This is a genomic window from Marinibacterium profundimaris, assembly GCF_002210095.1.
GTDB lineage: Bacteria > Pseudomonadota > Alphaproteobacteria > Rhodobacterales > Rhodobacteraceae > Marinibacterium > Marinibacterium profundimaris.
Window position 1 is genome coordinate 386,454 of record NZ_AQQR01000003.1, and the last position, 24,319, is coordinate 410,772.

Sequence of the window (24,319 nt, forward strand, 5' to 3'; positions counted from 1 at the left end):
GGCCATGGGTTTTCACCGCGTTGTTCGGGCCGCGTCAATCCCGGCCGCCTGCCTTCTTTGGGTAATGACCGCCTGCCTGGCCACGCCTGCTGCAGCAATAGGCTTATTGCGCGATCCCGACATCGAAATGTCGCTAACGAGGTTGTCGGCCCCGATTCTCCAGGCCGCCGGGCTGAATCCGAAGCGCGTGCGGGTTCTGATCGTGGATGACGGCTCGCTCAACGCCTTCGTGATCGACAACCAGACGATCTTTGTCCACTACGGGCTGATCAACCGCGCCGACACCCCCGAACAGCTGCAGGCGGTGATCGCCCACGAGGCCGCGCATATCTCCAACGGGCATATCGCGCGGCGCATGTCGAACCTCAAAAGCGCGCGCACCGTGTCGGGCCTGGGCCTGGCGCTGGCCGTGGCCGCCGCGGCCGCCGGCGCCGGCGGGGATGCCGCGGCGGGTCTGGCCTTCGGCACATCCTCCTCGGCGCTGCGTTCGTTTCTCGCCCATACACGGGCCGAGGAAGCCTCGGCCGACCAGTCCGCCGCGCGCTACCTGCGTTCGGCCGGCGTGAACCCGCAGGGCCTCGTCGACCTGCACGAGATCTTTCGCGGCCAGGAGGTGCTGAGCCAGGGCCGGCAGGATCCCTACATGCGCTCGCACCCGCTGACCACGGACCGGATCCGCGCCGCCAAGGCCTATGTCGCAGCCAATGGCAACAACGCGCAGACCTCGGCCGAGGATGCCTATTTCTACGCGCGCATGCGCGGCAAACTCACCGCCTTCACCCGCTCGCCCTCCTGGACGCTGCGGCGCGCGGGGTCCGAACCCTACCCGGACGTGAGGCTGATGCGCGAGGCGGTGGCCCATCACCGCAACTCCAACCTCCGGGCCGCGCTGAAGGCGATCGACGGCGCGCTCGCGATCCGGCCGGGCGATCCCTATTACCTGGATCTCAAGGGCCAGATCCTGCTGGAAAGCCGGCAGACCTCGGCCGCCGTGGCCGCCTATGCCCAGGCCGCGAAGGGCGCACCGTCAGAGCCGCTGATCCTGGGCGCCTATGGCAGGGCCCTGCTGGCCGATGGCCAGCCGCGCGCCGCGCTGACCCAGCTAGAAGCCGCCCGCACCCGCGATTTCCGCGACGCGCGCGTGTTGCGCGACCTGGGCCAGGCCTATGCCGAAACCGGCCAGAACGGCATGGCCTCGCTGGCCGTGGCCGAACGCTACGCGCTGCAGGGCCGGATGAAGGATGCCGGTTACCATGCCGAACGCGCCTCGGGGCTGCTGCCCCGCGGCTCCCCCCCATGGCAACGGGCGCAGGATGTCGCCGTCGCCGCCGAACAATACGAGAAACGGAGTAACCGATGATCCGCCACCTTGCGCCCCTGGGCCTTGCCGCGGCGCTGGCCGCCACGCCAGCCCTGGCCTTCGACATCACGTCCATGACCGAAGGCGAGAAAGCCGCCTTCGGTGACGCCGTCCGCGACTACCTGGTCGAGAATCCCGAGGTGATCGTCGAGGCGATCAACGTGCTGGAAACGCGGCAGGCCGAAGCCCAGGCCCAGGCCGATTTCGACCTTGTCGCGCAACATGCCGACGCGATCTTCGACGACGGTTTCTCGTGGGAGGGCGGCAACCCGGACGGGGATATCACGCTGGTCGAGTTCCTCGATTACCGCTGCGGGTATTGCCGCCGTGCCCATCCCGAGGTCGCCGAGCTGCTGGCCGAGGATGGCAACATCCGGGTGATCATCAAGGAATTCCCGATCCTGGGCGAGGCCTCGATGATCTCCTCGCGCTTCGCCATCGCCACCAAGCACGTGGCCGGCGACGACGCCTATGCCCAGGTGCACGACATCCTGATGGAATTCTCGGGCGAGCCCACCGACGTGGCCCTGCGCCGCATCGCCGAGGGGCTGGGGCTGGAGGCCGACCCGATCCTCGAGGCGATGGACAGCGAGGCGGTGACCGCAGAGATTGCCGAGACGCGCGCGCTGGCGCAGGCGCTGCAGATCAGCGGGACGCCGACCTTCGTGCTGGAAGACGAGCTCCTGCGCGGCTTCGTGCCGGCGGACCAGATGGCGGTGATGGTGGCCGACAAGCGGGGCTGATCCCGGGCGGCGCGTCGGAGTCCTTGTTTTGGGGGGCGCTGCCCCCGTCCGCCGATGGCGGACTCCCCCGGAGGTATTTTTCCCAAGGTGAAGACATGGGCGTGGCGCCGGAAATGGCGGCGTGGCGTTTCTTGACAGAAGGTTAATTCGCCTCTGCAAGCCATTGATATCGTTGATGTGGCCCCCTGTCCCACGCGTGGGACAGGGGGTATCTTTCGGGCTTAGCCCAGCAGGTCGGGGATGCCGATCGGGAAATGCCGGATCCGCTTGCCGGTGGCGTGCCAGATCGCGTTGCCGATGGCGCCCACGGTGCCGACGATGCCGATCTCGCCCACGCCCTTGATGCCCAGCGGGTTCACGTGGGGGTCGTCCTCGTGGACGGTGATGACCTCAAGCCCCTGCACGTCGGCATTGACCGGCACGTGGTAGCCGGCCAGGTCCGCGTTCAGGATCCGCCCCGTCGCCGGGTCGTGGCTGGCCTTTTCATGCAGGGCAAAGCCCAGGCCCCAGATCATGCCGCCCATCAGCTGGCTCTCGACGAGCTTGGGGTTGATGATCCGCCCCGCCGCGAAGGCGCCGACCAGCCGGCTGACCCGGACCTGGCCCAGATCGGGATCAACCTTCACCTCGGCAAAGACCGCGCCATGGGCGTTCATCGCGTAGGTTTCGCCGACCTCCTGCGGGCGGCCGCCCTGGCCCTGTCCGGTGATCTCGACCCCGCCGGCGCGCATCACGATCTCTTCGATCGCATCGCTGCGCTGGTCGTCGCCCTCGATCCAGAGCCGGCCGTCATGGGCGACGAAGCGGGCATTGCCGGCGCCATGGAGCGGTGAGTCCGGATCGGCCGAGGCGATTTCGCCCAGTTGGCGGACCACGTCGATCCCGGCGGTGTGAAGGGCCGTGCCGGCCGTAGCCGTGTGACCCGACCCGCCCGCGACCCCGCCATCGGGGAGCGAGGAATGACCGGCGTGGAACTCCACCTTCTCCAGCGGCAGGCCCAGGCTGTCGGCGGCGATCTGCGCCAGCGAGGTCCAGGCGCCCTGCCCCATGTCGGCGGCCGAGGTTTCGAACAGGGCCGTGCCGTCGGGACGCAGGGTGGCGCGGGCCTCGGCGAAGAACATCGGACAGGGGAAGAGCGCGGTGCCCATGCCCCAGCCGGTGAGCATGCCCTGTTCATCGCGCATCTGCCCCGGCGCCAGCGGCCTGCCGGCCCAGCCGAACCGCTCCGCCCCCTGGGCATAACATTCGCGCAGCGCCTTGGAGGTATAGGGCTTGCCGGTGCCGGGCTCCGTTTCGGCATAGTTGATCAGGCGGAAGTCGAGCGGGTCCAGCCCCGCCGCCTCGGCCATCTCGTCCAGCGCGCATTCCAGCGCGGCCGAGCCCGAGGCCTCGCCCGGGGCGCGCATCGGCCCCGGCGTGCCGATGTCCAGCCGCACGCCGCGGTGGGTCGAGCGCAGGGCGCCGGCGGCATAGAGCCCCTGCGAGGCGTTGGCCGCGGGTTCCATGAAATCGTCGAAGGTCGAGGTGGCCGAGAGCCCGTCGTGGTCGATGACCGTGAGGGCGCCAGCCGCGTCGGTGCCCAGCCGCAGCCGCTGGCGCGTGGCGCCGCGATGACCGACGGGGCCGAACATCTGCTGGCGGGTCAGCATCAGCTTCACCGGCCGCCCCATGGCCCGCGCGGCGAGGATCGCCAGAACGTTCGGCCCGATCGGGATCGCCTTTGAGCCGAAGCCGCCGCCCAGGTAGGGGCTGCTGATGGTCACGTTCTCGGCCGGGATGCCGAAGAAGGCTGCGTAGGCCGCGCAGGAGATGTTGAGCGCCTGCGTCGGCACGTCGAGATGCAGCCGGTCGCCGTCCCATTGCGCGACGATGGCATGAGTTTCCATCGCGTTGTGATATTGCGCCGCGGTCTCGTAGGTGACGTCGATGGCGCGGGCGGCGGCGGCATGGCCGGCCTCCACGTCGCCATGGACGGTCGCAGCGGGGCGGCCGAAGCCCCCCGGCTCGACATCGAAGGGCGTGGCATCGTCGAGCGTGACGCGGGACGGTTCCATGTCGTAGCGCGGGGCAAGCAGGCGGACACCTTCATGGGCGGCCTCCAGCGTTTCGGCCAGAACCAGCGCAATGGGCTGGCCCGCGTAGCGCACGGTGTCGTCCTGCAGCACCTCGACGCGGAAGGAGAACATGGTGGGCTTGTCGTCCGGGTCGCCTTCGAGCGCGGGCCGGTTGGCGGGCGTGAAGACATGGGTGACGCCGGGATGGGCCCGCGCCGCCGCCACGTCCAGGTGGGTGACCCGGCCACGCGCGATGGCCGCCGGGGCATATACCGCGTGCAGCAGGTTATCGGGCTGGTTGTCGGCGGCGAAGGGCGCCGCGCCCGTCACCTTGGCGATGCCGTCGCGGCGCGAGACAGGCTGACCGGCGTTGGATCCGAAGCGGATGGGTTGGGTGGTGTCAGGCATGGGCATGATCTCCTGCCGTGGTCCCGAAGGGAGAAGCGGGCAGCGCGGGGATCCGCGCGGGGGTTCCGGCCGCAGCCATGGCAAGCGCGCGGGCGGCGGTGCGGCGGGCAAGGTCGATCTTCCAGCCGTTGCCGCCGATCTCGACGGCGCCGGCCAGGGCCGCCCCGGCCGCGCGGGCGAAGAGCTCCGGGTCCGGGGCCTGGCCGGTGAGGATCTCCTCGGCTTCGGCCACGCGCCAGGGTTTGGGCGCGACCGCGCCAAGCGCCAGCCGCGCGGCGGTGATGCGGCCACCGTCGATCTTCAGCGCCGCCGCGGCCGAGGCCATGGCGAAGGCGAAGGACGTGCGGTCGCGGACCTTGAGGTAGCGCGCATTGGCGGCGAAACCGGCGGCCTCGGGCGGGAGACGCAGGGCAAGGATCAGCTCTCCGGGCCTCAGCGCGGTGCGCGCGCCCTGCCCCGGCAGCTGGTGCAGCCCGGCCAGAGGGATCTCGCGCGGGCCGTCGGGGCCCTGCAGCTCGACCACGGCATCGAGCGCCACGAGGGGCACGCAGAAATCCGACGGGTTCACCGCCGTGGCGGTGCCTTCGGCGCCAAGCACCGAGAGGCTGCCGGCGCTGGCCAGAGGGTCCGATGCGGGCTCCTGATGGGCGAAGAAGGCGTCGCGCGGGGATTGCAGGATGTTGCCCGCCACGGTCGCGGCATTGCGCAGCTGGCCGGAGGCGCCGGAGAGCAGCGCCTCGGCCACCATGGGGGCGCGGGCGGTGATCTCGGGGTGATCGGCCAGATCGGCGTTTGTGACCAGGGCGCCGATGCGCGTGGTCCCGTCGGGCAGCACCTCTACCGCGTTCAGTCCGGGCAGGCGGGTGATGTCTATCACCAGGTCGGGCTGCACGGCACCGGTCTTCATCAGGTCGACCAGGTTGGTGCCCCCGCCCAGCCAGGCCGCGCCATCGGTCCAGGCGGACAGGGCCTCGTCGATGGTGGCGGGTTGCAGGAAGTCGAACGGCTTCATGCGGCGTCTCCCTTTTGCTCTTCGGCCATGCGGCGCGTGGCCTCCTGCACGGCGCGGGTGATCCCGTGATAGGCGGCGCAGCGGCAGATGTTGCCGCTCATGCCCTCGCGGATGCGTTCGGGGTCGTCGCCTGCCCGGCCCTCGGCGATCAGGCCGACGGCGGACATGATCTGCCCCGGCGTGCAATAGCCGCACTGGAAGCCGTCGGCCTTGATGAAGGCCTCCTGCACCGGGTGCAGCGCCTCGCCCTTGGCCAGGCCTTCGATTGTGGTGATCTCTGCCCCGTCCAGCGTCGCCGCCAGGGTGAGGCAGGAATTCACGCGCTTTCCGTTGACGAGCACCGTGCAGGCCCCGCATTGGCCGCGGTCGCAGCCCTTCTTGGTGCCGGGCATGGCAAGCCGCTCGCGCAGCAGGTCAAGCAGCGTCACGCGCATGTCGTCGAGCGCGACGGCCCGGGTTGCCCCGTTGAGGGTCAGGGTGATGGAGAGTGACATGATGTCCTCCCTTGCTGGAATATGTGCTGGGTGTCGGGCTCTCGCGCCCGGTCGAAGGACTTCGTATGCTTCGGGACGGTGCTTTTTCCGCGCCGCCCTGATACAGATATACGGAGGGTGCCTCCGTTTTTCAAGAGAAAGGATCGATCCCGTGGCGCAACCTCGCCCGCGCAAGCCGCGCGCAGACGCCCAGAAGAACCGCGAGCGGCTGATCGAGGCCGCCAAGGAGGTGCTTGGCCCGGGCGGACCCGAGGCGAGCATGGAGGCGGTGGCCAAGCGCGCCGGCGTGGGAATTGGCACGCTTTACAGGCACTTCCCCAATCGGCAGGCGCTGTTCCACGCGGTGTTCAGCCGCGAGCTCGACCATCTTGTGGCCCTGTCCGAAGGGCTGGAGGGCAGCAACGATCCGGTGGAGGCGATCCGGGGCTGGCTGCATGGCAATGTCGCGATGGTGGAGACCAAGCGCGGGATGCTGGGGGCGCTGTCGATCGTGATCACGGAGGAATCGATGCAGGCCTATGGCGAGTTGAAGGGGCGGATCACCGCCTCCGTCGACCGGCTGCTGGTCCAGGCCGCCGAGGCCGGACAGATCCGCGAGGGCGTGACGGCCGAGGACCTGCTGCAGACGATGTACGCGCTGTGCTACGCGCGGGCGCCGGGGCCGGACTGGCGGGAACACGTGCTGAAGATGCTGGATATCTTCGTGGACGGGTTGAAGGCCTGAGACGGGCGCCCTGCTCCGGCCCCGATGCTGAGGCAGGCAGGAACGGCAAGAGCGACGTTTGCGGTCATTTTGACCCGTCGCCGCCCCCTGCCCGCCTGGCCCCGGCACGCACCGGCGCGGCATAGGTGTTGCCCGGCGCCTTGCGGCGCGCGCTGACGATGCGCCCGGCCTCGATCATCGTGATCTCGATCGCGCCGTAGAGGACGGCCATCCGCCGGCGATAGGTCGGGATGTCGAAATGCTCGTGCACCGTGCCGGCCTTCTGGATCCACTTGTGATCCATGCCGATGCGGTCCGCCATGGCCAGCAGCTCTTCGGTCGTGTCGGCAAGCATGTGGCACATCCGGTAGGGCCCGAAACGACCCATTTCGGTCAGGTGCATGTTGTCGACATAGACTGCCATCGTGCCGTGATCTTTCCCTTGCCGTCCGCCGGCCCTGCCCCGCATCCCGGGATCCGGCCGGTATTGAAGCGAAAAACGGACGGCTTGCCAAGGCCACGGCGTGAGCGGTCCGTGTCCGGCCCTAGCGGGCGATCACGATCTCGGCCAGCAGCCCGCCCATGCGTTCGCTTTCGTCCAGCCGCAGCTCTCCGCCATGGGCCCGGGCGACATCCATCGCGATGGCCAGGCCCAGCCCCACGCCGGTGCCCTTGTTCTGGTTGCGCGCCGGATCGAGTCGCGAGAACGCCTTGACCGCGTCCTCGCGCGCCTCGGGCGGGATGCCGGGGCCGTCATCCTCGACCACGATGCGGAGCGACCCGGGCAGCAGGCGCACGGTGACCTCGGCCCGTTCGCCGTAGCGCACGGCATTGCCGACCAGGTTCTCGACCGCGCGGCGGATGGCGACGGGGCGCAGCAGCATCTCTCCCTCGCCCTCGCCCGGGCAGAGCGTCACCGGGCTGCCGGCGCGCTGCGCATCCTCGACGATCCGGGCCACCAGCGCATGGGGGTCCAGCATTTCGGGCTCGCTTTCCTGCGCGCCCTTGGCGAAATCGAGGAAGGCGTCGATCAGCGCCTCCATCTCGCGCACGTCGGCCAGCAGGTGCTTGGCCTCGGGGTCGTCCATCATCGACAGGCCCAGCGTCAGCCGCGTGAGCGGCGTACGCAGGTCGTGGCTGACCCCCGAGAGCATCAGCGTGCGCTGTTCGATATGGCGTTCGATCCGATGGCGCATGTCGACAAAGGCCCGGCCGGCGGCGCGCACCTCGATCGACCCGGCGGGCCGATAGGCGACCTGCTGGCCGCGTCCGAAGGCGGTCGCCGCCACGGCCAGCCGGGCGATGGGGCGCAGCTGGTTGCGCAGGTAGAGAAACGCCACCGCCGTCATCAGCGCCCCGAAGACGACCATGTTCACCAGCAGCTGGTGCGGCGCCGAGGCCGAGACCCTGCGCCGGTCGAAGACGATCTCGAGCGGACCGTTGGGCGTGGGATAATAGACGGTGACCGAGCGCGGCTGATCCAGAAGGATCGGCCCCACCCGGGGCAGCGCGCCGCGCAGGGTGCGGGTCATGACGAAGCCGGTGAAATCGTACCACAGGCGGGTATCCGCGGCGGGGATCGTCTCTGGCGCAACAAAGGCCAGGTCGAACTCCAGCACCTCGGCGGTCGGACTCATGCGCGCCATGGCCATCGCCGGGGTGTCCGCCGCCGATGCCTGCCCGATGATCAGCCGCAGCTCGCGGATGACGGTGTCGGTCATCTGGGTCGTGACATCCTCGAAATGCCGTTGGATAAAGATCACCGAGACGACCAGCTGCAACAGCACGACCGGAAGGACGAGGATCAGCGCCGCCCGTCCGTAAAGCCCCCGGGGCATGTAATGTTTGAGGCGCAGCGCGGACATGGGACGAACCTATCCGCCCGGGTTGACACAAGAAAGGCCCAACAAGGTGTCGAGCGAGAAGATGGCCGTGAAATGGCCCGATGATTTCAACCCGCCGGTCGGCCGGGCCGAGACGGTCCAGCCCGGCCTGCGCCGGATCCTGGCCGCCAATCCCTCGCCCATGACCTACCGGGGCACCAACACCTACCTGCTGGGCGAGACCGGGCTGGCGGTGATCGACCCGGGCCCCGACGCGCCCGGCCACCTGGAGGCGATCCTGCGCGCCGTTGGCACCGGCCAGCGGGTCAGCCACATCGTGATCACCCATTCCCACAAGGACCATTCCACCCTTGCCCGTCCCCTGGCCGAAGCCACCGGCGCGCCGATCCTGGCCTATGGCAGCGCCACCGCCGGGCGCAGCGCGGTGATGGAAGCGCTTGCGCTTTCGGGCCTTGGCGGCGGCGGCGAAGGGCTGGACGCCGGGTTCACCCCCGACGAGACCCTGGCCGAAGGCGACCGCATCGAAGGCGCCGGCTGGGAGCTGGAGGTGATCCACACGCCCGGCCACCTGGGCAACCACATCTCGCTGGCCCTGGGCGACGCCTGCCTGACGGGCGATCACGTCATGGGCTGGGCGAGCTCCATCGTCTCGCCCCCCGATGGCGACGTGGGCGACTTCATGGCGTCCTGCGAGAAACTGCGCGCCCGCGACTGGCGCATCTTCTACCCGGGCCACGGCGGGCCGGTGACGAAGCCTGTGGCACGCATCGACTGGCTGATGGATCACCGCCGCAAACGCGAGTCCGCGATCCTGGGCGCGCTGAGCTTTTCGGCCGCCACCCCGCAGGTGCTGGCCGCGCGCATCTACACCGAAACGCCACGCCGGATGCTGGGCATGGCCACCCGCAACGTCTTCGCGCATCTCGTTGATCTGACGCAGAAAAACCTTGTCGCACCCGATGGACCTCTGAGCGAGGGATCGGTCTTTCGCCGCCGCTGAGGGCCGCGCAAACTTTTTCACGCCCAAGGGCAAAAATCCTCTGGACGCCCCAAGGAGCCATTGCTATATCGCCCAGACCGTTCCGGCGTAGCTCAGCGGTAGAGCAGTTGACTGTTAATCAATTGGTCGTAGGTTCGATCCCTACCGCCGGAGCCATAAAAAGCCCTTCAAGGTGAATGCCTTGGAGGGCTTTTTTAATTTCGGGCCCATGACGACCTCCACGTCGGGGCAACAGTCGGGGTCACGCCCAGCGATCGAAGAACCTTCGTCGACACCGACCTGCAGCTGCGAAAGTCAGCGCCCTTCGATGCCCACGTGATCGGCCCGTTCAGACGACCACGCCCGCCCCTTCTTGACGCCCGGACTGGACGCCGTTCGGTTGACCTTCGGATAAGCTGCTCATGTCGGCCAATTGAAATCTGTGGGTCAGGTGCCCACGGGCGACCCTGAAGCTCTGGGCCCACCGGGCGGCGGAGGTCTCATTCCCCAACTCGTTGCAATGCCCACGCCTCACACGGGCACGACATGAAGTTTTCTGAAAACTCCGGGGACATGCGACGCTTACAGCGTGACATCCCCGGTTCGAAGGACGACATGCCGGCGCTCGACGCCAGGATCGGCGTGGTACTGCGTTGCGGATCGACTACGCCAGGGATCAGGATGCCTGAAGACCGCGGGCGAAAGAAACTTGGAGCCACTTTCCGTCGCCCTCACGCTCAACCGAAAGAAGAAACCGGGGCGGCAAGGCACCGAGAACACACGCCACAAGTCATCGCCTTGCCGAAGCAAGGCTCAATACACCGAAGCGCCCATCATGGGCCCACACCAGCCCTCAACCAGTCCAACCGCGGCCTTGCTATGGCCTGCCCCAGACAGCTCCGCCCACAGTGAGACGCGCCGCTCAAGAGACACCTTGAGAAGATTCGCTCGCCGTATTTCCCCGCGCTCCTCGTCCTTCGGATGCTCCACTGCCAAACCCCGCCCCAGCGGACGCAAGCGCGCCAAGGGTAACTGTGTTAAAAGTCGCATCACCAAGCAGCACAAAGTGTTGCTGCAAGCAAATTGCCTTGCTATTAACCAACTTGACGGAGGGGAGGCCGTTGGGAGGTATATTCAAAATAATGGAAACCTTCCTGCGCAAGCGGCGTTGACGCTTCGGTTAACTTAGTTTTTAGGGAGGGCCCAATGGGCATCAGAAGCACGCTCAGCAACTTGCTGACTTTTGACATCACGATCGACAACGGCCCGATTGCGGATGCAATCGGCATCGACTGGTCGATCAACCTCAGCTCGGACCTGGATTTCACCGGACCGAGCGGGTTCTCTTACGGCCGCTCCTTCTCGTTCGAGTCGAGCTCGACCGCGCGTGACATCGCCATCGGCGACGCCTTTGCGTTCAACTTCGAAGGCCCGCAGTCCGAAGACGGCTTCTCCTACTCCCAGCAGTCGCAGTGGGTGAACATGTACGAAAGCTATCGCGGCACCTCGATCGAAAACTATGGCCAGAGCGCTTTCGGGGTCGACAATACGCCGGGTCTCCAAGCGCAGTATGCCGAGTATTTCGACAGCACCGTGCTGGGCGCCGACTACCTGCCCCCGATCGAAGTCGGCGAATTCATCCTCGTCTGATACCGTTCGGCACCACATGACCTCTGGGCCCCGGCCCGGGTTGGCCGGCCTCTACCGAGGCCGGCTTTTTCATGTCAGCGCAGCAGCGATCCGGCGCGTCACTTGCCGTAATAGTCGCGGAACCATGCCACGAACCGGGCGATACCGTCCTTGAAATCGGTCTGCGGCCTGTAGCCCACCAGGTTCTGCAGAAGCGTCGCATCCGCCCAGGTGGCCGGCACGTCGCCCTTCTGCATCTCCATGTAGTTGCGGATCGCCGGCTTGCCGATCGCCTCCTCGATCGCGTCAACGAAATCCAGAAGCTTCACCTTGTCGGAATTGCCGATGTTCACGATCCGGTAGGCCGCGACAGGCGAAAGGCTGTCCCACTCCGGAATGTCCGCGGCGCTGGCAGGGCGCTCGGGGGGCGCATCGATCAGCAGGCGGATGCCGCGGACCAGATCCTCTACATGAGTGAAGTCACGGTACATTTCCCCGTGGTTGTAGATGTCGATCGGTCGGTCATCGAGGATCGCGTCGACGAACTTGAACAGCGCCAGGTCCGGCCGCCCCCAGTTGCCGTAGACGGTGAAGAAGCGGAACATCGTCGTCGGAATGCCCCACAGGTGGGCGTAGCAATGGCCCATCACCTCGTTCGCCTTCTTGGTGGCCGCGTAGATCGTCAGCTGTTCGTCGGCCTTGTCGGTCTCGGCGAAAGGCATCTTCTCGTTCGCGCCGTAGACCGAGGAGGTCGAGGCCATCAGCAGATGCTGCACTTCGAGCCGGCGAGCGACCTCCATCACGTTGAAGGTGCCCACGACATTGCTGTCGATATAAGAGCGCGGATTCTCGAGGCTGTAGCGCACCCCGGCCTGCGCAGCGAGATGAACGATCACGTCCGGCTCGAAGGCGTCGGCGGTCCGGTCGAGAAGCGCCTGGTCTTCCAGCATCCCCTCGGTCGCGGCGAAATGCGGGTTCTGCAGCAACATGGCGTGACGGCGCCGCTTGAGCGCGACGTCGTAATAATCGGTCATGCCGTCATAGCCATGGACCTGGAACCCCTCGTTCAGCAGGAGCTGGGCAAGATGGTAACCGATGAAGCCGGCAGTGCCGGTGACAAGGACTTTCCGCATGAATTCGACCCGATCTTCTGTCGACCCGTGGGCGGCCAGGAACGTGACGGCGCAGGGCTTTCGACCTTGTGCCGATGATTGCGGCCGCAGTCCAGTCGAGAGGTCTCCGGCTCCGCCCTGAGACCGCGCACCGGCCGTTCCTTGAGAGCGCCGGGCTGGGTATGAAGATCAGGCCGGGTGGCAAGAGGAAGCGGTTGGAGCGCTGCGCGGCCATTGGTCGTCAGGATACAGGGCTGGACAAGGCAAAGGGTTCGCCTCACTCAGCCAATTTGCGTCTCTGTTTCGCTTGCGACCAATGACCGGCGGAGAATTTGGCATTGAGCGCGTTCATAATAAAATCGAAAATCCGGACGCAAACCGGAAACAGAAGGGCGAATTCCAGACCATTGTATGAGAGAGCAGGAATGTCGCGTCCTTTGCGACTTTCCCGATCCCGGAATGCAGGGCTCTCTTGATACGGGGCTGGAAAACACCCCCCCGATACGTGCAATTCGAGCCTCAGGGCACTTCAGCCTCGGAAATCAAAGAACCAGGGCGCTCAGAACACTGCGCGCAGAACCAGGTAAATCACCGTCAGCATGATGACACAGGAGCCGATATAGAGCGCATTCTTGAGGATGAGCATGCCCCGGGACAGTTGTTTCCTGTCCTCCCGAACCGGGTCATGTTCGGCGGCCCCACGGTCGATACGGCTTAGGAAGCCCTGCGACCCGCTACCAAAACCTTCGCTTTTGCCGAAATGCGTGAACGCAGTTCTGTTCCAATTGCCCATCACTTAAAATTCCCTCGTCCTCGTCACTTTGCGCCCCCACGCTGCTCGCTCACCCTGCGTCCAAAGCGACATGGCACCGGACAGCCGGTCCTGACCGGGCCGATCCGTACTTATGCGCGCTTTCGTAAACCAACAGTTAATTTCCGCCGGTCAAGCTGATGTTAAAAAACCGCCCTAAAGTGACCTCGACGATGCAACCATCCCCGCCGCACCCCGAGTTGGGCAGCTCCGCTCCCCGTAGGTGAGCCAGAAATCTCACTTATGCATTGTGTTGGGAAGATGTCTACAGAGTTCACACCCCCCTACTCTTTTGGGCAATGCGGGCAATAATTAAGCACGCCCATTAAATGAGCACTGAGTAGTGAACCGAAAGACATTCCGGATGCACGACTGTCAAAGCGGTTCAAGACGCCAATTGAGATCCGGGAAACAATTGATTGGCACCGGCTATCCACCTTGATTTCGATGCCGCTCAAGCCGCCGGTCAACGAAAGCTGAAGACCGAGAGAGCGCGGCGCCCAATCCCGGCGCAGGCCCGTCGCCGCACGATCAGGCGCATCCAACAATGGTCCGGGGCTCGCCACAGGGAAAATTCGCAAGCCAGCCGGGCAGATGCGGTCATTGGATTGGCCTATTTACCTTTCGGACAGCCGCCTCGGAAGGAACTGTATGATCACGCGGCGCACGCGCTCGGCAGGTCGCGGCAACGCCCGTCGTGTCCGGCCAAGACGCGCGTCACGCCGGCCCTCGACACCAGGGAACGGGTGTCAATGACCGGCCGAAGATGCGGTCATTGACACCAACTGGAGCCCGCCCTCACGACGCCGGGCGCATATAAAATAGACAGTCACCGATGAACCCGATCACGACACGGGATGAGGGACGAGTTGACGCAGACCGCTCACGGGCGACCGATCTCGATGAACAATCCGCACGGACGGGCTCCCCGCGAATCAGTGAGATTCGATTTCCAGACCGTCCTGAGAAAAGGAAACGCCCCCGAACTCGAAAGTCCGGGGGCGTCCAACGTCACTGTCGGGGCATCGGAAGTGCGTCAGATCGCGTAGCTCAGAACCCCTGCCGCCCGATCGTTTCATACACTTCGAACCCGGCGCGCTCGGCATCGGGGCCGCTGTAGATGTTCCGCAGGTCAGCCAGGCGCGGCGTCGCCATGGATCCGGCGATCCGCTTGAGATCGAGAGCGCGGAACTCGTTCCACTCCGTCAGGATCACCAGCGCATCGGCCCCCTCGACGGCGTCGTAGGGGTCTTCGCGCCAATCCACGCCGGGCAAAAGCTGCTCGCCCTCGCGCCGGCCCTGGGGGTCGACCACGCGCACCTTGGCGCCACCGCCGACCATTGCCGGCACGATGGTCAGCGCCGGCGCGTCGCGCATGTCATCGGTGTTGGGCTTGAAGGTCACGCCGAAGACGGCGATCGTCTTGCCGTTGAAGCTGCCGCCGCAAACGTCGATCAGCTTGTCCACCATACGGCGCTTGATCTCGTCGTTGACCTTGATGACCGTCTCGACGATCTGGATCGGGGCGGCGAATTCCTGCCCCGTTCGCGCAAGCGCCATGGTGTCCTTCGGAAAGCACGATCCGCCATATCCCGGCCCGGCATGCAGGAACTTGTTGCCGATCCGCCCGTCGAGGCCGATGCCCTTCGACACTTCCTTCACGTCGGCGCCGACCTTTTCGCAGAGGCGCGCGATCTCGTTGATGAAGGTGATCTTGGTGGCAAGAAAGGCGTTGGCGGCGTACTTGATCATCTCGGCCGACTCGAGGTCGGTGGTGACGATCGGGAACTCGCGCAGGAAGAGCGGGCGGTAGATCTCGGACATGACGTCGGCGGCGCGCTCGGTCTCGACACCGACGACAACACGGTCGGGCCGCATGAAATCGTCGATCGCCGCGCCCTCGCGCAGGAACTCGGGGTTGGACGCCACATCGAAATCGGCATCCGGGTTGGCCGCCTTCATGGTCTCCAGCACCTTGCGGTTGGTCCCCACTGGCACGGTCGACTTCGTCACGATCACGGCGTAGCCGGTCAGCGCCTTGGCGATCTCTTCGGCGGCGGCCATCACGTAGGTCAGGTCGGCATGGCCGTCCCCGCGCCGCGTCGGCGTGCCCACGGCAATAAAGACGGCATCCACGCCATCGACAGCTTTTGCCAGTTCGGTGGTGAAGGTCAGGCGCCCGGCCTCCACATTCTTCGCCATGAGCAGATCCAGCCCCGGCTCGTAGATCGGAACCTCGCCACGTTCCAGCATGGCAATCTTGTCCGGGTTGAGATCGACGCAGGTCACGTCATGTCCGAAATCCGAGAAACAAACACCAGAGACAAGGCCGACATAGCCCGTCCCGATCATTGCAATACGCATGTGCACCCTGCCTTGCCTTCGAGGAGTGATCCGCCCCGCCGCCACGGCGGAACGAATGGATTTGACGTGCCGGACCGGGAGATGACCCACAACGGGACAACGGCATTTGCCCCCAGGTCGCACCGGATCAGAGGTGCGGCTCAGGGCCCGGCGAACCAGCTTCGCGTTCAGGTCCGACCTGCCCTGACAACACGCCAAAGGCAAGTCCGAGGTTGATCGCTCGCCCTCCCAAGTGCTTGTTCCGGCATAGTGTTGCCCGGAACACTGGCGACAAGAAGCATGCGAGGTCTCTTGGACGGATCCGTTCCGTTCACCGAGTGGTTGTGTGAATTCAGTGCGCGCTGCTCTCCAGTTCCGGCCAGGAGCCCCAGGATTGTTCGATTCGAGGCGGCCCACGTTGGTCTCGAAGCACCAGCGGCACATCGGGAAGATGCGCCAGCGCCCTGTTTTCGCCCATCCCAGGCCGGCAGCCAGTTCTTACGAGATGCAGCACGAATCTCCTCCAGTGCGATCAGACCGGGCCAGCCGATGGGCGCCGGCAGGTTTTCGCCGGCCAAGCGGCGTTCACAGCGCCGACGCGAGACATAGGCAAATTTCACCCGCCACTCCGGTTCTGCATTGCAGCACGATCCACGAAGAAATGATGACGCACCGCAGAATTCTTTAGCCAGGTCTGACAGGCTGCGGGCGCCACTCGCCGAATTTCAGGCACGAAAGAAGCTGCGTGCAAAGACCGTCCCGCGCGCAGCGCCACCCAAGCCACACCCTTGCCACAAAGGGGTTCCGGGCATTGAGCGGCCCTTCCCCATTGCAACAAGATTGTAAATACCAAGGGTGTTCCGCTGAAATCGCCGTTAAATTGAGGTTTCTCTGTGGCACCCCAAAACTGCACTCCGACAGATGCGCAAAACAAATCGCACAAAGTTCCCCCAGAATTATGGTTAATTGCTGGAAATGCACCCAAGTCTCAAAAAACCAACCGCCTGCAGGCCCTGCCCTTCTCTTCGATCGCTCATGAAGTGAGCATTTGCGCAACTTGCAATGGCAACTTGATACTGTAACAGGAACAAAAACTTACATGCCCCCCCTTTCCTGCTTCTGATCGCTCAGGTACCAAGCAATCGAACTCGCAGTATGCCCGGAAAGATCTCCTCTGGACCCATGGCAGGACTTTTGTTGCACCGCAGCATTGATTTCGACCGGAGACCGTGTCAGGTTTTTTCAAACGCATACTTCCGTGGAAGTTGATGAATGGCGCCGGAACGGCAGATTTCCGTTGTAGCATAAATGAATGGAAGGCCTCGTATCCAAGATGGGGCGATGGGTAACTTATGGCTGCTGATACGACAACGACCGTAATATCGCGAAACGCAGACACGAAGGGACGAGCGGTCAAGCGTACGTCCAGGACCGCGCGGAGCGCAGGATCGGGAGCAGGTCATACCATGGGCAATGCCAACACCGAGTTTGCTGCAACAGCCAAAGCGCTTGCGATGCTGCGACGCCAGGTTCAGCGGGCGGCCCCGCTGCGCAAGCAGCAGAACTTCGCCCCCAGCAAGGCATCGAGTGCAGCCAAACGGGCCTTCGACCTCTTTGGCAGCGTTACCGGGATCGTCCTGCTGGCACCGCTTCTGATCGGGGCCGCCATCGCCGTAAAGCTGTCCAGCCCGGGTCCGGTGCTGTTCTGTCAGAAGCGCTATGGCAAGGGCGGAGACCTCATCACGGTCTACAAGTTCCGCACGATGAAGATCGCCACGGGCGATGTGACCGGTGTGAAGCAGACCGTCCGGAACGATCCGCGCATCACGCGCGTCGGCTCCGTCCTGCGCAAGACCAGCATCGACGAGCTGCCTCAGCTCTTCAATGTCCTCTTCGGCACCATGTCGATCGTGGGGCCCCGTCCGCATGTGCCCGACATGATTGCCTGCGGCATGCGCTACGAGGATTTCGACGAGCGCTACATGGACCGCTGCGCCGTGGCGCCCGGCATAACCGGGCTGGCCCAGGTGAACGGCTATCGCGGAGAGACCAATACCGAACATGCGGCACGTCGGCGGCTGGAATACGATCTGGAATATATCCGCAATCGCTCGATCTGGATGGACATGAACATCGTGCTCAAGACCGTGAAGAACGAGTTCCTGAAGGGCAGCGGGTACTGAGCCTCCTTCGTTTCGCGCACATCAGAACATGACGGTTTGATCGGGTCGGCACCACGCCGGCCCGCTTGCTTTGAAACGGGGGCATGGCCGAGAAATGCTCATTTTTCCGGCATTTGCCAATCTTCGCTCACAACGGCACGTACCGGCGCCCGGACGCCAATGCTGCAATGCAGCAAGGGCCGCGTAACGCCAAGCGCGCAAGGTGGATCGGGCCGGAAATCGCCCACGAAACCGGCGCATCCCTTTGCACCCGCAGCATAACTTGTGCTTGCCCCCGCCTCTCCGACCCGTTCTCATACCGCCGGAACCACCGGCTTGACCCATCGTCAAAGCGCATTACATGCGGCTTCCCGAAAGCCGCCGTGCCGGCGCCAACTGGTTGAAAAACAAAGTCAAACCGAGAACCCAGGGAGATCCATAACATGCATATCCGCCTTTCCAAAGCAGCTGGTCTGCTGACCACGGGCGCCACCGCGCTGGCTCTGACGGCGTCGGCAGGCCTTGCGGACATCCGCTTCTGGACGACCGAGGAACAGCCCGATCGCCTGGCCAAGCAACAGGAGATGGCCGAGGCTTTCGAAGAGGCCAGCGGCATCGCGGTGGAAGTGATTCCCGTCTCCGAGACGGATCTGGGCACGCGCACAACCGCGGCCTACGCGGCCGGCGACCTGCCCGACGTGATCTATCACACGCTGCAATATGCCCTTCCGTGGTACGAAGCCGGGATCCTGGACGGCGACGCCGCAACCGAGGTGATCGAGGAGCTGGGCGAAGACACCTATGCCCCGGGCGCGCTGGCCATGGCCGCGACCGAGGATGGCTGGGCCTCGGTCCCGGTGGACGGCTGGACGCAGATGATCGTCTACCGCAAGGATCTTTTCGAAGAGGCCGGGCTGGAACCGCCGACCACCTATGAAAACGTGCTGACTGCCATCGAGGCGCTGCACAACCCGCCCGAGATGTTCGGCTTTGTCGCCGCCACCAAGGTGGATGAGAACTTCATGTCCCAGGTGCTGGAGCATGTCTTCCTCGCCAACGGCGCGACCCCGGTCGGCCCCGACGGGTTCACCGGCTTCGATGAGGCCGCGACAACCGAGGTTCTGGAATTCTACAAGGCCATCGCCGAGGCCTCGCCCCCGGGCGAACTTTACTGGGACCAGTCGCGCACGCTCTACTTCGCGGGCCAGGCGGCGATGATCATCTGGTCGCCCTTCATCCTCGACGAACTCGCCGGCCTCCGCGACAGCGCCCCGCCGACCATCAACGATGACCCGACCTCGTCCGAACTCGCCTCGAAGACCGGGATCGTCACCAATTTCGCCGGCCCCTCGAACCCCGACGGCGCCGCATGGGGCGACATCCGCTACTTCGGCATCACGGCGGACGCGGATACCGACGAGGCGATGGAATTCATCAAGTATTCCATGGGCGACGGCTATACCGCGACGCTGTCGATCGCGCCCGAGGGCAAGTTCCCGGTGCGCAACGGTACGGCCGACAATCCGACCGAATTCATCGACGCATGGGCGACCCTGCCGATGGGCGTCGACCGCAAGGCGCCGATGGGGGATCTTTATGCTGCCGAGATGATCGACGAGATCGTCGGCGGCCTGGACGTGGCACAGCGCTGGGGGGTCGAGGACGGCCAGCTGGCGCTTGCGTCGAAGATCATCAACTCGGGCGCGATCAACCGGGTCGTGCGCCAGTATATCGACGGAGAAATCGACGCCGCCACCGCGGTGGCGACCATGAACGACGAGCTGTCTTCCATCCAATAAGGGATCGGCCCGCGCCACCATGGCGCGGGCCATATGACTATGACGGAACTCACACCACCCCGGGGCCACGGCCCCCTAGCCCGGCGCGAAGCGCGGCTGGCCTGGGGCCTGCTGCTGCCCACGATCCTCAGCGTGTCGCTTGTGGTGGTGCTGCCGCTGCTTTCGATCTTCTGGATCTCGTTCAAACCCATCGGCCTGGCTGACCTGCGCCCGACCGCGCCCGTGGTCCGCGAGGATCTGCGAGACGCGGGCGAGCCGACCCAATATGTGCGTTACCGGCTGCAGAACCGCAGCCAGGACACGCCGATCACCGATGTCGTCCTGACAGACGTTTTGCCAGAGGGGCTCACCCCAGGCACCCTGCCCCAGGAATGCACCCTCGATGGCGCCGCCCTGCGCTGCGAGGTCGACCTGCTGGAGCCGTCGTCGCGCCTGACGCTGGAATTGCCCGTCACGTTTGACACAGGGTTCGACGCCGAGGCGTTGGAAGACGCCATCGAGGACGAGACCGAGGCGCTGGCCACAGGCCGCGCCGACAACATCCTGACCAATACCGAGTTCACGCTGGAGAACTTCGCCCGCATCTTTGATGACGACGAGTTCCTGACCGTACTCTGGGCCACTGTCTTCTATACCGTCGTCGGCACGGTGGGTGCACTGGTCGTGGGCCTTTTTGCCGCGCTCCTGCTCAACAAGTCGTTCAAGGGTCAGGGTGTCCTGCGCGGGCTCTACCTGTTCCCCTATGTCGCGCCGGTGATCGCGGTGGCCTTCACCTGGGTCATCCTGCTCGATCCGTTTTCGGGCTCGGCCAATGCGCTGCTGATCCAGATGGGCCTGGTGGATGCGCCGATCAACTTCTTCGGGGATCGTCCGCTGGCGCTGATCATGGTGACCGTGTTCGAGATCTGGCGCTACTTCCCGCTGTCCTTCCTTTTCATCCTTGCCCGGATGCAAAGCATCGACACCGACATGTACGAGGCCGCCGACATGGACGGTGCGACGCCCTTCCAGCAATTCTGGTATCTTTCCGTCCCGCAGCTGCTGGGGATCCTGTCTGTCCTGTTCCTGCTGCGCTTCATCTGGACCTTCAACAAGTTCGACGACATCTTCCTGCTGACCGGCGGCAATGCCGGGACGCGGACGCTGACGGTGAATGTCTATGAACAGGCCTTCGCCGTGTCGAATATCGGCGCAGGCGCCGCCGTGGCCGTGGTGGTCTTCTGCGTGCTGCTGGTGTTCTCGGTCTTCTTCCTGAAATACGTGAGCCAGGAGGAAGGGCTATGAGTTTCCTGCGTCATGGCTATGTCACCGGCCCGATCATCGGTGCGCTCTGGATGCTGGTCGCGGGGTTCACCGTGGCCGTGGTCATGTCCTTCTCGACCGGAGAGGCCTTTCGCCCCGTGGGCTGGGCCTGCCTGGTCTGGGGTGCGCTGACCTGGCTGTCGACCATTCCAGCGGCCGGCCGCGTCGGGCCAATCCTCGCCGGGCTCGTCCTGCTGGCGGCGACACTGCTGGGTCTGGGCCCCATCGTGATCGGCCCTGAGGTCGGGACCATCGGTGCGGTGATCGGCGGCATCGTCCTGGCGGTCAGCGCCGTCTGGCCGCTGCGCATCATGCTAAAAGGCCTGCCCCTGGGCACCACCACGCGCCATGCCTTCGAGGACGCGGTCATCCGGTTCCTGACCGGCGCGGGCTATGTGATCTTCACCGCGCTGGTGGCGATCCCGTTCTACGTGATGGTGATGACCAGCCTGAAGAACCAGCAGCAACTGGTTCAGAATCCACTGGATTTTTCCATCGACCTCAGCCGTGGCCTGGATCTGTTTTCCAGCTACATCGAGCTTTTCGGCCAGTTCAACTTCGGCAGCTACCTCTGGACGTCCTTCTACGTCTCGGTTCTGACCGTCTTCATAACGCTGCTCTTCTCGGTCCCCGGCGCCTATGCCGTCGCACGCCTGCGCTTCACCGGGCGGACGCTGTTCTCGCGCTCGATCCTGCTGATCTACATGGTGCCGATGATCGTGCTGGCGCTTCCGATCTACATCGCCTTCTCGATGACCGGCCTGCGCAACACGATCACCGGCATCGTCATGATCTACCCGGTCACCACCATCCCCGTGGCGCTTTACATGCTGCAGGGTTATTTCCGAGGCCTGCCGGCCGAGGTCGAGGAAGCCGGACTGATGGATGGCCTGACCCGCCTGCGCGTGATCTGGAAGATCACCCTGCCGCTCTCGCTGCCCGCGCTGGCGTCGGTCTCGCTTTATGTCTTCATGATCGCCTGGAACGAATTCCTGCTGGCCTTCATGCTGCTGGACGATCCGTCGAAGTTCACCCTGACACGCGGCGTGGCGATGCTGAACTCCTCCGAGATCCCGCGCCAGCACCTGATGGCGGGCGCCGTGATCGCCACGGTGCCGATCATGGCGCTGTTCCTCGGGCTTGAACGCTTCATGACCAAGGGCCTGACAGCCGGCGCGGTCAAGGGCTGATAAATGACGCAAATACAATTACTTGAACGACACACCTCACCCGCCACTCCAGCCGCGGAGCACAGACCCACATGACCGAGGCCCGCGATACCGAGGCCCGCGCGATCCTCGCGCAGAACGACCGGGGCGGCTATACCGTGCCGACCCATGGCCTTTATCCCTACCAGTGGAACTGGGACAGCGTCTTTGCCGCGATCGGCTTTGCCGAGCACGACATGGACCGCGCCTGGACCGAGATCGAGACGCTGTTCTCGGGCCAGTGGGAGAACGGCATGGTGCCGCACATCATCTTCCATCAGGTCGATCCCAGCTACTTCCCCGGCCCCGACATCTGGCGCGGCACCGGGCCTATCCCGTCCTCGGGCATCTCGCAGCCGCCCATCGCCGCGACCTTCGTGCGCTGGCTGCTCGATCTCGATCCGACATACGAGCCACGTGCCCGAACGCTCTTCCCGGCGCTCATGGCCTCGCACCGCTGGTTCATGACCTGGCGCAACGAGGACGGCGCCATCGTCGTCACCCACCCATGGGAGACCGGGCGCGACAATTGCCCCGACTGGGACGACACCTTTGCCGCCATCGAACCCGAGGGCGTCGATGAATATTACCGCCGCGACACGACCCACGTGGTCGAGGACGAGCGCCCCCGCCGCTGGGATTACGACCGCTACCTCTACCTGGTGAAATTGGGCGCCGACAGCGGCTGGTCCGAACCTTATCTGCGCGAGGTCACGCCCTTCCGCGTGGCGGATCCCACGATGACGTTCACCCTCCTGCGCGCCACCCGCGACCTGCGGGCCCTGGCCATCCGGCTGGGCGAGCCCACCGCCGAGCTGGACCAGTGGATCGGCGACATGGAGCGCGGCGCGCAAAGGCTCTGGAACGAAGAGGCGCAGACCTACGATTGCGTCGACATCCGCTCGGGCAAGCATACCGGGGTCGTGTCCAACGCCTCCTTCCTGTGCTGGTTCGCCGGGATCAACGACGACCGCATGCTGGCGCAGTTCGACCGGATCGCAGAGGCCACGACTTATTTCGTCCCCTCCACCGATCCCGCGCACCCCGCCTATGAGCCCAAGCGCTACTGGCGCGGCCCGGTCTGGGCGATGCTGAACGTGCTGATCGCCGCCGGACTGGCCGAGGCCGGCCATTCCGAGCGTGCCCGCAACCTGACCGAGGCCACGGGCCGCATGATCGCCGAGAACGGCTTTGCCGAATATTTCGACCCGCGCGACGGTGCCCCCGCCGGCGGGCGCAACTTCACCTGGACGGCGGCCGTGTGGCTCGCCTGGGCATCCCCGACGACAGGAGGCACGCCATGGGCAAGATCGAGCTGAACAAGGTCGAAAAGTGGTTCGGAGACCTGCAGGTCATCAAGGGCGTGGACCTGCAGATCGAGGACGGCGAATTCGTCGTCTTCGTCGGTCCTTCGGGCTGCGGGAAATCCACGCTGCTGCGCATGATCGGCGGGCTGGAGGAGACCTCTCGCGGGGCCATCGTGCTGGACGGGACGGACGTCACCGACAAGCCGCCGCATGAACGCGGCCTGACCATGGTGTTTCAAAGCTACGCGCTCTACCCGCATATGTCGGTGGCCGACAACATGGGCTTCTCGCTGAAAACCTCTGGCGCGCCCAAGGCCGAAATCGACGCCAAGGTCGGCGAGGCCGCGCGGATCCTGAAGCTGGAGCCGTTCCTCGACCGCCGGCCCAAGGCGCTTTCGGGCGGACAGCGCCAGCGCGTGGCCATCGGACGTTCCATCGTCCGCGATCCCACCGCGTTTCTCTTCGACGAGCCGCTGTCGAACCTCGACGCCGCGCTGCGGGTCGAGATGCGCTACGAGATCGCCAAGCTGCACCAGTCGCTCAAGTCAACGATGATCTACGTGACGCACGACCAGGTCGAGGCGATGACGCTGGCCGACCGCATCGTGGTGCTGGAATACGGCACCATCGCCCAGGTCGGCCGCCCGCGCGAGCTTTACGAGAACCCCGCCAACCTCTTCGTGGCACAGTTCATCGGCAGCCCCGCGATGAACATCCTGCCCTGCTCCACCACTGCGGGAAGCTACAGTCTCGACGGTGGGCGTGGCGGTGCATATGCAGGCGATCGCGGGGCGCAGCACCTTGGCATCCGGCCCGAGCATATCGAGATCGGCGCCCCCGGCGAAGGCGCGATGGACGGGACGGTGGACGTGGTCGAATACCTAGGCGCCGACAGCTTCGTGATCATCGACGGCGGATCGCTCGGCCAGATAACCATCCGCAGTCATGGCGACGAGGACCTCGCCCCCGGCAAGGTCATCGGCCTAAAGTTCCGCGAGGACCGGCTGCATTTCTTCGACGACAAGGGCCTGGCGATCCGCCACCGTTGA

The 24,319-nt window shown here is 65.1% G+C and carries 19 protein-coding genes and 1 tRNA gene; 12 read left to right on the plus strand and 8 right to left on the minus strand.

Annotated elements, in window-relative coordinates; genetic code table 11:
* Positions 1-4 precede the first annotated feature (4 nt).
* Both ATO3_RS09975 and ATO3_RS09980 read left to right on the plus strand, forming a co-directional pair.
* Positions 5-1,360 (plus strand): M48 family metalloprotease, encoded by a 1,356-nt coding sequence (locus ATO3_RS09975; protein WP_198963241.1) that lies wholly within the window; start codon positions 5-7, stop codon positions 1,358-1,360.
* Positions 1,357-2,103, plus strand: a complete 747-nt coding sequence (locus ATO3_RS09980; protein ID WP_088649695.1) for a DsbA family protein — start codon at positions 1,357-1,359, stop codon at positions 2,101-2,103. The genes ATO3_RS09975 and ATO3_RS09980 overlap by 4 nt, the downstream gene beginning before the upstream one ends.
* Before the next feature lie 221 nt (positions 2,104-2,324).
* Here the strand turns inward: ATO3_RS09980 and ATO3_RS09985 are convergent, their stop codons facing one another.
* From ATO3_RS09985 to ATO3_RS09995, 3 genes are read right to left on the minus strand one after another with little or no spacing between them, the layout of a single operon-like run.
* Positions 2,325-4,565: a xanthine dehydrogenase family protein molybdopterin-binding subunit gene (locus ATO3_RS09985; RefSeq protein WP_088649696.1), complete on the minus strand. Its 2,241-nt coding sequence runs from the start codon at positions 4,563-4,565 to the stop codon at positions 2,325-2,327.
* Entirely contained in the window at positions 4,558-5,577 is a 1,020-nt protein-coding gene (locus tag ATO3_RS09990; RefSeq protein ID WP_088649697.1) for an FAD binding domain-containing protein, read from the minus strand. Before ATO3_RS09990 ends, ATO3_RS09985 begins: the two co-directional genes overlap by 8 nt.
* Entirely contained in the window at positions 5,574-6,071 is a 498-nt protein-coding gene (locus tag ATO3_RS09995; protein WP_088649698.1) for a (2Fe-2S)-binding protein, read from the minus strand. The genes ATO3_RS09990 and ATO3_RS09995 overlap by 4 nt, the downstream gene beginning before the upstream one ends.
* A gap of 151 nt (positions 6,072-6,222) precedes the next feature.
* Here ATO3_RS09995 and ATO3_RS10000 point away from each other — a divergent pair, with 151 nt between their 5' ends.
* Positions 6,223-6,795: a TetR/AcrR family transcriptional regulator gene (locus ATO3_RS10000; protein WP_198963242.1), complete on the plus strand. Its 573-nt coding sequence runs from the start codon at positions 6,223-6,225 to the stop codon at positions 6,793-6,795.
* A gap of 64 nt (positions 6,796-6,859) precedes the next feature.
* On the opposite strand, the gene ATO3_RS10005 is transcribed toward ATO3_RS10000, so the two are convergent.
* Together ATO3_RS10005 and ATO3_RS10010 are read right to left on the minus strand one after the other, a co-directional pair.
* Complete coding sequence (locus tag ATO3_RS10005) at positions 6,860-7,198, minus strand: DUF4031 domain-containing protein (protein ID WP_088649699.1); 339 nt, start codon at positions 7,196-7,198, stop codon at positions 6,860-6,862.
* A gap of 121 nt (positions 7,199-7,319) precedes the next feature.
* Positions 7,320-8,639, minus strand: a complete 1,320-nt coding sequence (locus ATO3_RS10010; protein ID WP_088649700.1) for an ATP-binding protein — start codon at positions 8,637-8,639, stop codon at positions 7,320-7,322.
* 67 nt (positions 8,640-8,706) lie between these two features.
* On the opposite strand from ATO3_RS10010, the gene ATO3_RS10015 reads away from it, so the two are divergent.
* The 3 genes from ATO3_RS10015 to ATO3_RS10025 all read left to right on the plus strand — a co-directional run bounded on the left by ATO3_RS10015 (position 8,707) and on the right by ATO3_RS10025 (position 11,247).
* Positions 8,707-9,618 carry an MBL fold metallo-hydrolase gene (locus ATO3_RS10015; RefSeq protein ID WP_088649908.1) on the plus strand — a complete coding sequence of 304 codons (912 nt, stop codon included), beginning with the start codon at positions 8,707-8,709 and terminating at the stop codon, positions 9,616-9,618.
* 81 nt (positions 9,619-9,699) lie between these two features.
* Positions 9,700-9,774: transfer RNA gene (locus ATO3_RS10020), tRNA-Asn, on the plus strand.
* Positions 9,775-10,803: 1,029 nt separating this feature from the next.
* Positions 10,804-11,247, plus strand: coding sequence for a hypothetical protein (locus ATO3_RS10025; RefSeq protein WP_088649701.1), 444 nt, complete (start codon positions 10,804-10,806; stop codon positions 11,245-11,247).
* 98 nt (positions 11,248-11,345) lie between these two features.
* On the opposite strand, the gene ATO3_RS10030 is transcribed toward ATO3_RS10025, so the two are convergent.
* The 3 genes from ATO3_RS10030 to ATO3_RS10035 all read right to left on the minus strand — a co-directional run bounded on the left by ATO3_RS10030 (position 11,346) and on the right by ATO3_RS10035 (position 15,513).
* Positions 11,346-12,359: an NAD-dependent epimerase/dehydratase family protein gene (locus ATO3_RS10030; RefSeq protein ID WP_088649702.1), complete on the minus strand. Its 1,014-nt coding sequence runs from the start codon at positions 12,357-12,359 to the stop codon at positions 11,346-11,348.
* Between the two features lie 538 nt (positions 12,360-12,897).
* Positions 12,898-13,131: a hypothetical protein gene (locus tag ATO3_RS28465; RefSeq protein ID WP_143747255.1), complete on the minus strand. Its 234-nt coding sequence runs from the start codon at positions 13,129-13,131 to the stop codon at positions 12,898-12,900.
* A 1,068-nt stretch (positions 13,132-14,199) separates the two neighbouring features.
* Positions 14,200-15,513 (minus strand): UDP-glucose dehydrogenase family protein, encoded by a 1,314-nt coding sequence (locus tag ATO3_RS10035; RefSeq protein WP_088649703.1) that lies wholly within the window; start codon positions 15,511-15,513, stop codon positions 14,200-14,202.
* 1,445 nt (positions 15,514-16,958) lie between these two features.
* On the opposite strand from ATO3_RS10035, the gene ATO3_RS10040 reads away from it, so the two are divergent.
* The 6 genes from ATO3_RS10040 (at position 16,959) to ATO3_RS10065 (ending at position 24,319) form a co-directional block, all read left to right on the plus strand.
* On the plus strand, positions 16,959-17,675 hold the full coding sequence (locus tag ATO3_RS10040) for a sugar transferase (protein ID WP_158217936.1): 717 nt from the start codon (positions 16,959-16,961) through the stop codon (positions 17,673-17,675).
* Positions 17,676-18,097: 422 nt separating this feature from the next.
* Positions 18,098-19,453 carry an ABC transporter substrate-binding protein gene (locus ATO3_RS10045; RefSeq protein ID WP_088649705.1) on the plus strand — a complete coding sequence of 452 codons (1,356 nt, stop codon included), beginning with the start codon at positions 18,098-18,100 and terminating at the stop codon, positions 19,451-19,453.
* Between the two features lie 39 nt (positions 19,454-19,492).
* Complete coding sequence (locus ATO3_RS10050; protein ID WP_088649706.1) at positions 19,493-20,737, plus strand: carbohydrate ABC transporter permease; 1,245 nt, start codon at positions 19,493-19,495, stop codon at positions 20,735-20,737.
* Entirely contained in the window at positions 20,734-21,945 is a 1,212-nt protein-coding gene (locus ATO3_RS10055) for a carbohydrate ABC transporter permease (RefSeq protein ID WP_088649707.1), read from the plus strand. Before ATO3_RS10050 ends, ATO3_RS10055 begins: the two co-directional genes overlap by 4 nt.
* A 71-nt stretch (positions 21,946-22,016) precedes the next feature.
* Positions 22,017-23,282 (plus strand): MGH1-like glycoside hydrolase domain-containing protein, encoded by a 1,266-nt coding sequence (locus tag ATO3_RS10060; RefSeq protein ID WP_088649708.1) that lies wholly within the window; start codon positions 22,017-22,019, stop codon positions 23,280-23,282.
* Positions 23,264-24,319: an ABC transporter ATP-binding protein gene (locus ATO3_RS10065; RefSeq protein ID WP_088649709.1), complete on the plus strand. Its 1,056-nt coding sequence runs from the start codon at positions 23,264-23,266 to the stop codon at positions 24,317-24,319. The genes ATO3_RS10060 and ATO3_RS10065 overlap by 19 nt, the downstream gene beginning before the upstream one ends.

What these genes read in the sequence shown, in the direction of transcription:
- ATO3_RS28465 (WP_143747255.1), bottom strand. Translation starts at nt 13,131, where the DNA reads ATGGGCAATTGGAACAGAACTGCGTTCACGCATTTCGGCAAAAGCGAA.
- ATO3_RS10060 (WP_088649708.1), top strand. Translation starts at nt 22,017, where the DNA reads ATGACCGAGGCCCGCGATACCGAGGCCCGCGCGATCCTCGCGCAGAAC.
- ATO3_RS09995 (WP_088649698.1), bottom strand. Translation starts at nt 6,071, where the DNA reads ATGTCACTCTCCATCACCCTGACCCTCAACGGGGCAACCCGGGCCGTC.
- ATO3_RS10055 (WP_088649707.1), top strand. Translation starts at nt 20,734, where the DNA reads ATGAGTTTCCTGCGTCATGGCTATGTCACCGGCCCGATCATCGGTGCG.
- ATO3_RS10050 (WP_088649706.1), top strand. Translation starts at nt 19,493, where the DNA reads ATGACGGAACTCACACCACCCCGGGGCCACGGCCCCCTAGCCCGGCGC.
- ATO3_RS10030 (WP_088649702.1), bottom strand. Translation starts at nt 12,359, where the DNA reads ATGCGGAAAGTCCTTGTCACCGGCACTGCCGGCTTCATCGGTTACCAT.
- ATO3_RS09990 (WP_088649697.1), bottom strand. Translation starts at nt 5,577, where the DNA reads ATGAAGCCGTTCGACTTCCTGCAACCCGCCACCATCGACGAGGCCCTG.
- ATO3_RS10010 (WP_088649700.1), bottom strand. Translation starts at nt 8,639, where the DNA reads ATGTCCGCGCTGCGCCTCAAACATTACATGCCCCGGGGGCTTTACGGA.
- ATO3_RS09980 (WP_088649695.1), top strand. Translation starts at nt 1,357, where the DNA reads ATGATCCGCCACCTTGCGCCCCTGGGCCTTGCCGCGGCGCTGGCCGCC.
- ATO3_RS10040 (WP_158217936.1), top strand. Translation starts at nt 16,959, where the DNA reads ATGGGCAATGCCAACACCGAGTTTGCTGCAACAGCCAAAGCGCTTGCG.
- ATO3_RS10025 (WP_088649701.1), top strand. Translation starts at nt 10,804, where the DNA reads ATGGGCATCAGAAGCACGCTCAGCAACTTGCTGACTTTTGACATCACG.
- ATO3_RS10045 (WP_088649705.1), top strand. Translation starts at nt 18,098, where the DNA reads ATGCATATCCGCCTTTCCAAAGCAGCTGGTCTGCTGACCACGGGCGCC.
- ATO3_RS09985 (WP_088649696.1), bottom strand. Translation starts at nt 4,565, where the DNA reads ATGCCTGACACCACCCAACCCATCCGCTTCGGATCCAACGCCGGTCAG.
- ATO3_RS10035 (WP_088649703.1), bottom strand. Translation starts at nt 15,513, where the DNA reads ATGCGTATTGCAATGATCGGGACGGGCTATGTCGGCCTTGTCTCTGGT.
- ATO3_RS10005 (WP_088649699.1), bottom strand. Translation starts at nt 7,198, where the DNA reads ATGGCAGTCTATGTCGACAACATGCACCTGACCGAAATGGGTCGTTTC.
- ATO3_RS09975 (WP_198963241.1), top strand. Translation starts at nt 5, where the DNA reads ATGGGTTTTCACCGCGTTGTTCGGGCCGCGTCAATCCCGGCCGCCTGC.
- ATO3_RS10065 (WP_088649709.1), top strand. Translation starts at nt 23,264, where the DNA reads ATGGGCAAGATCGAGCTGAACAAGGTCGAAAAGTGGTTCGGAGACCTG.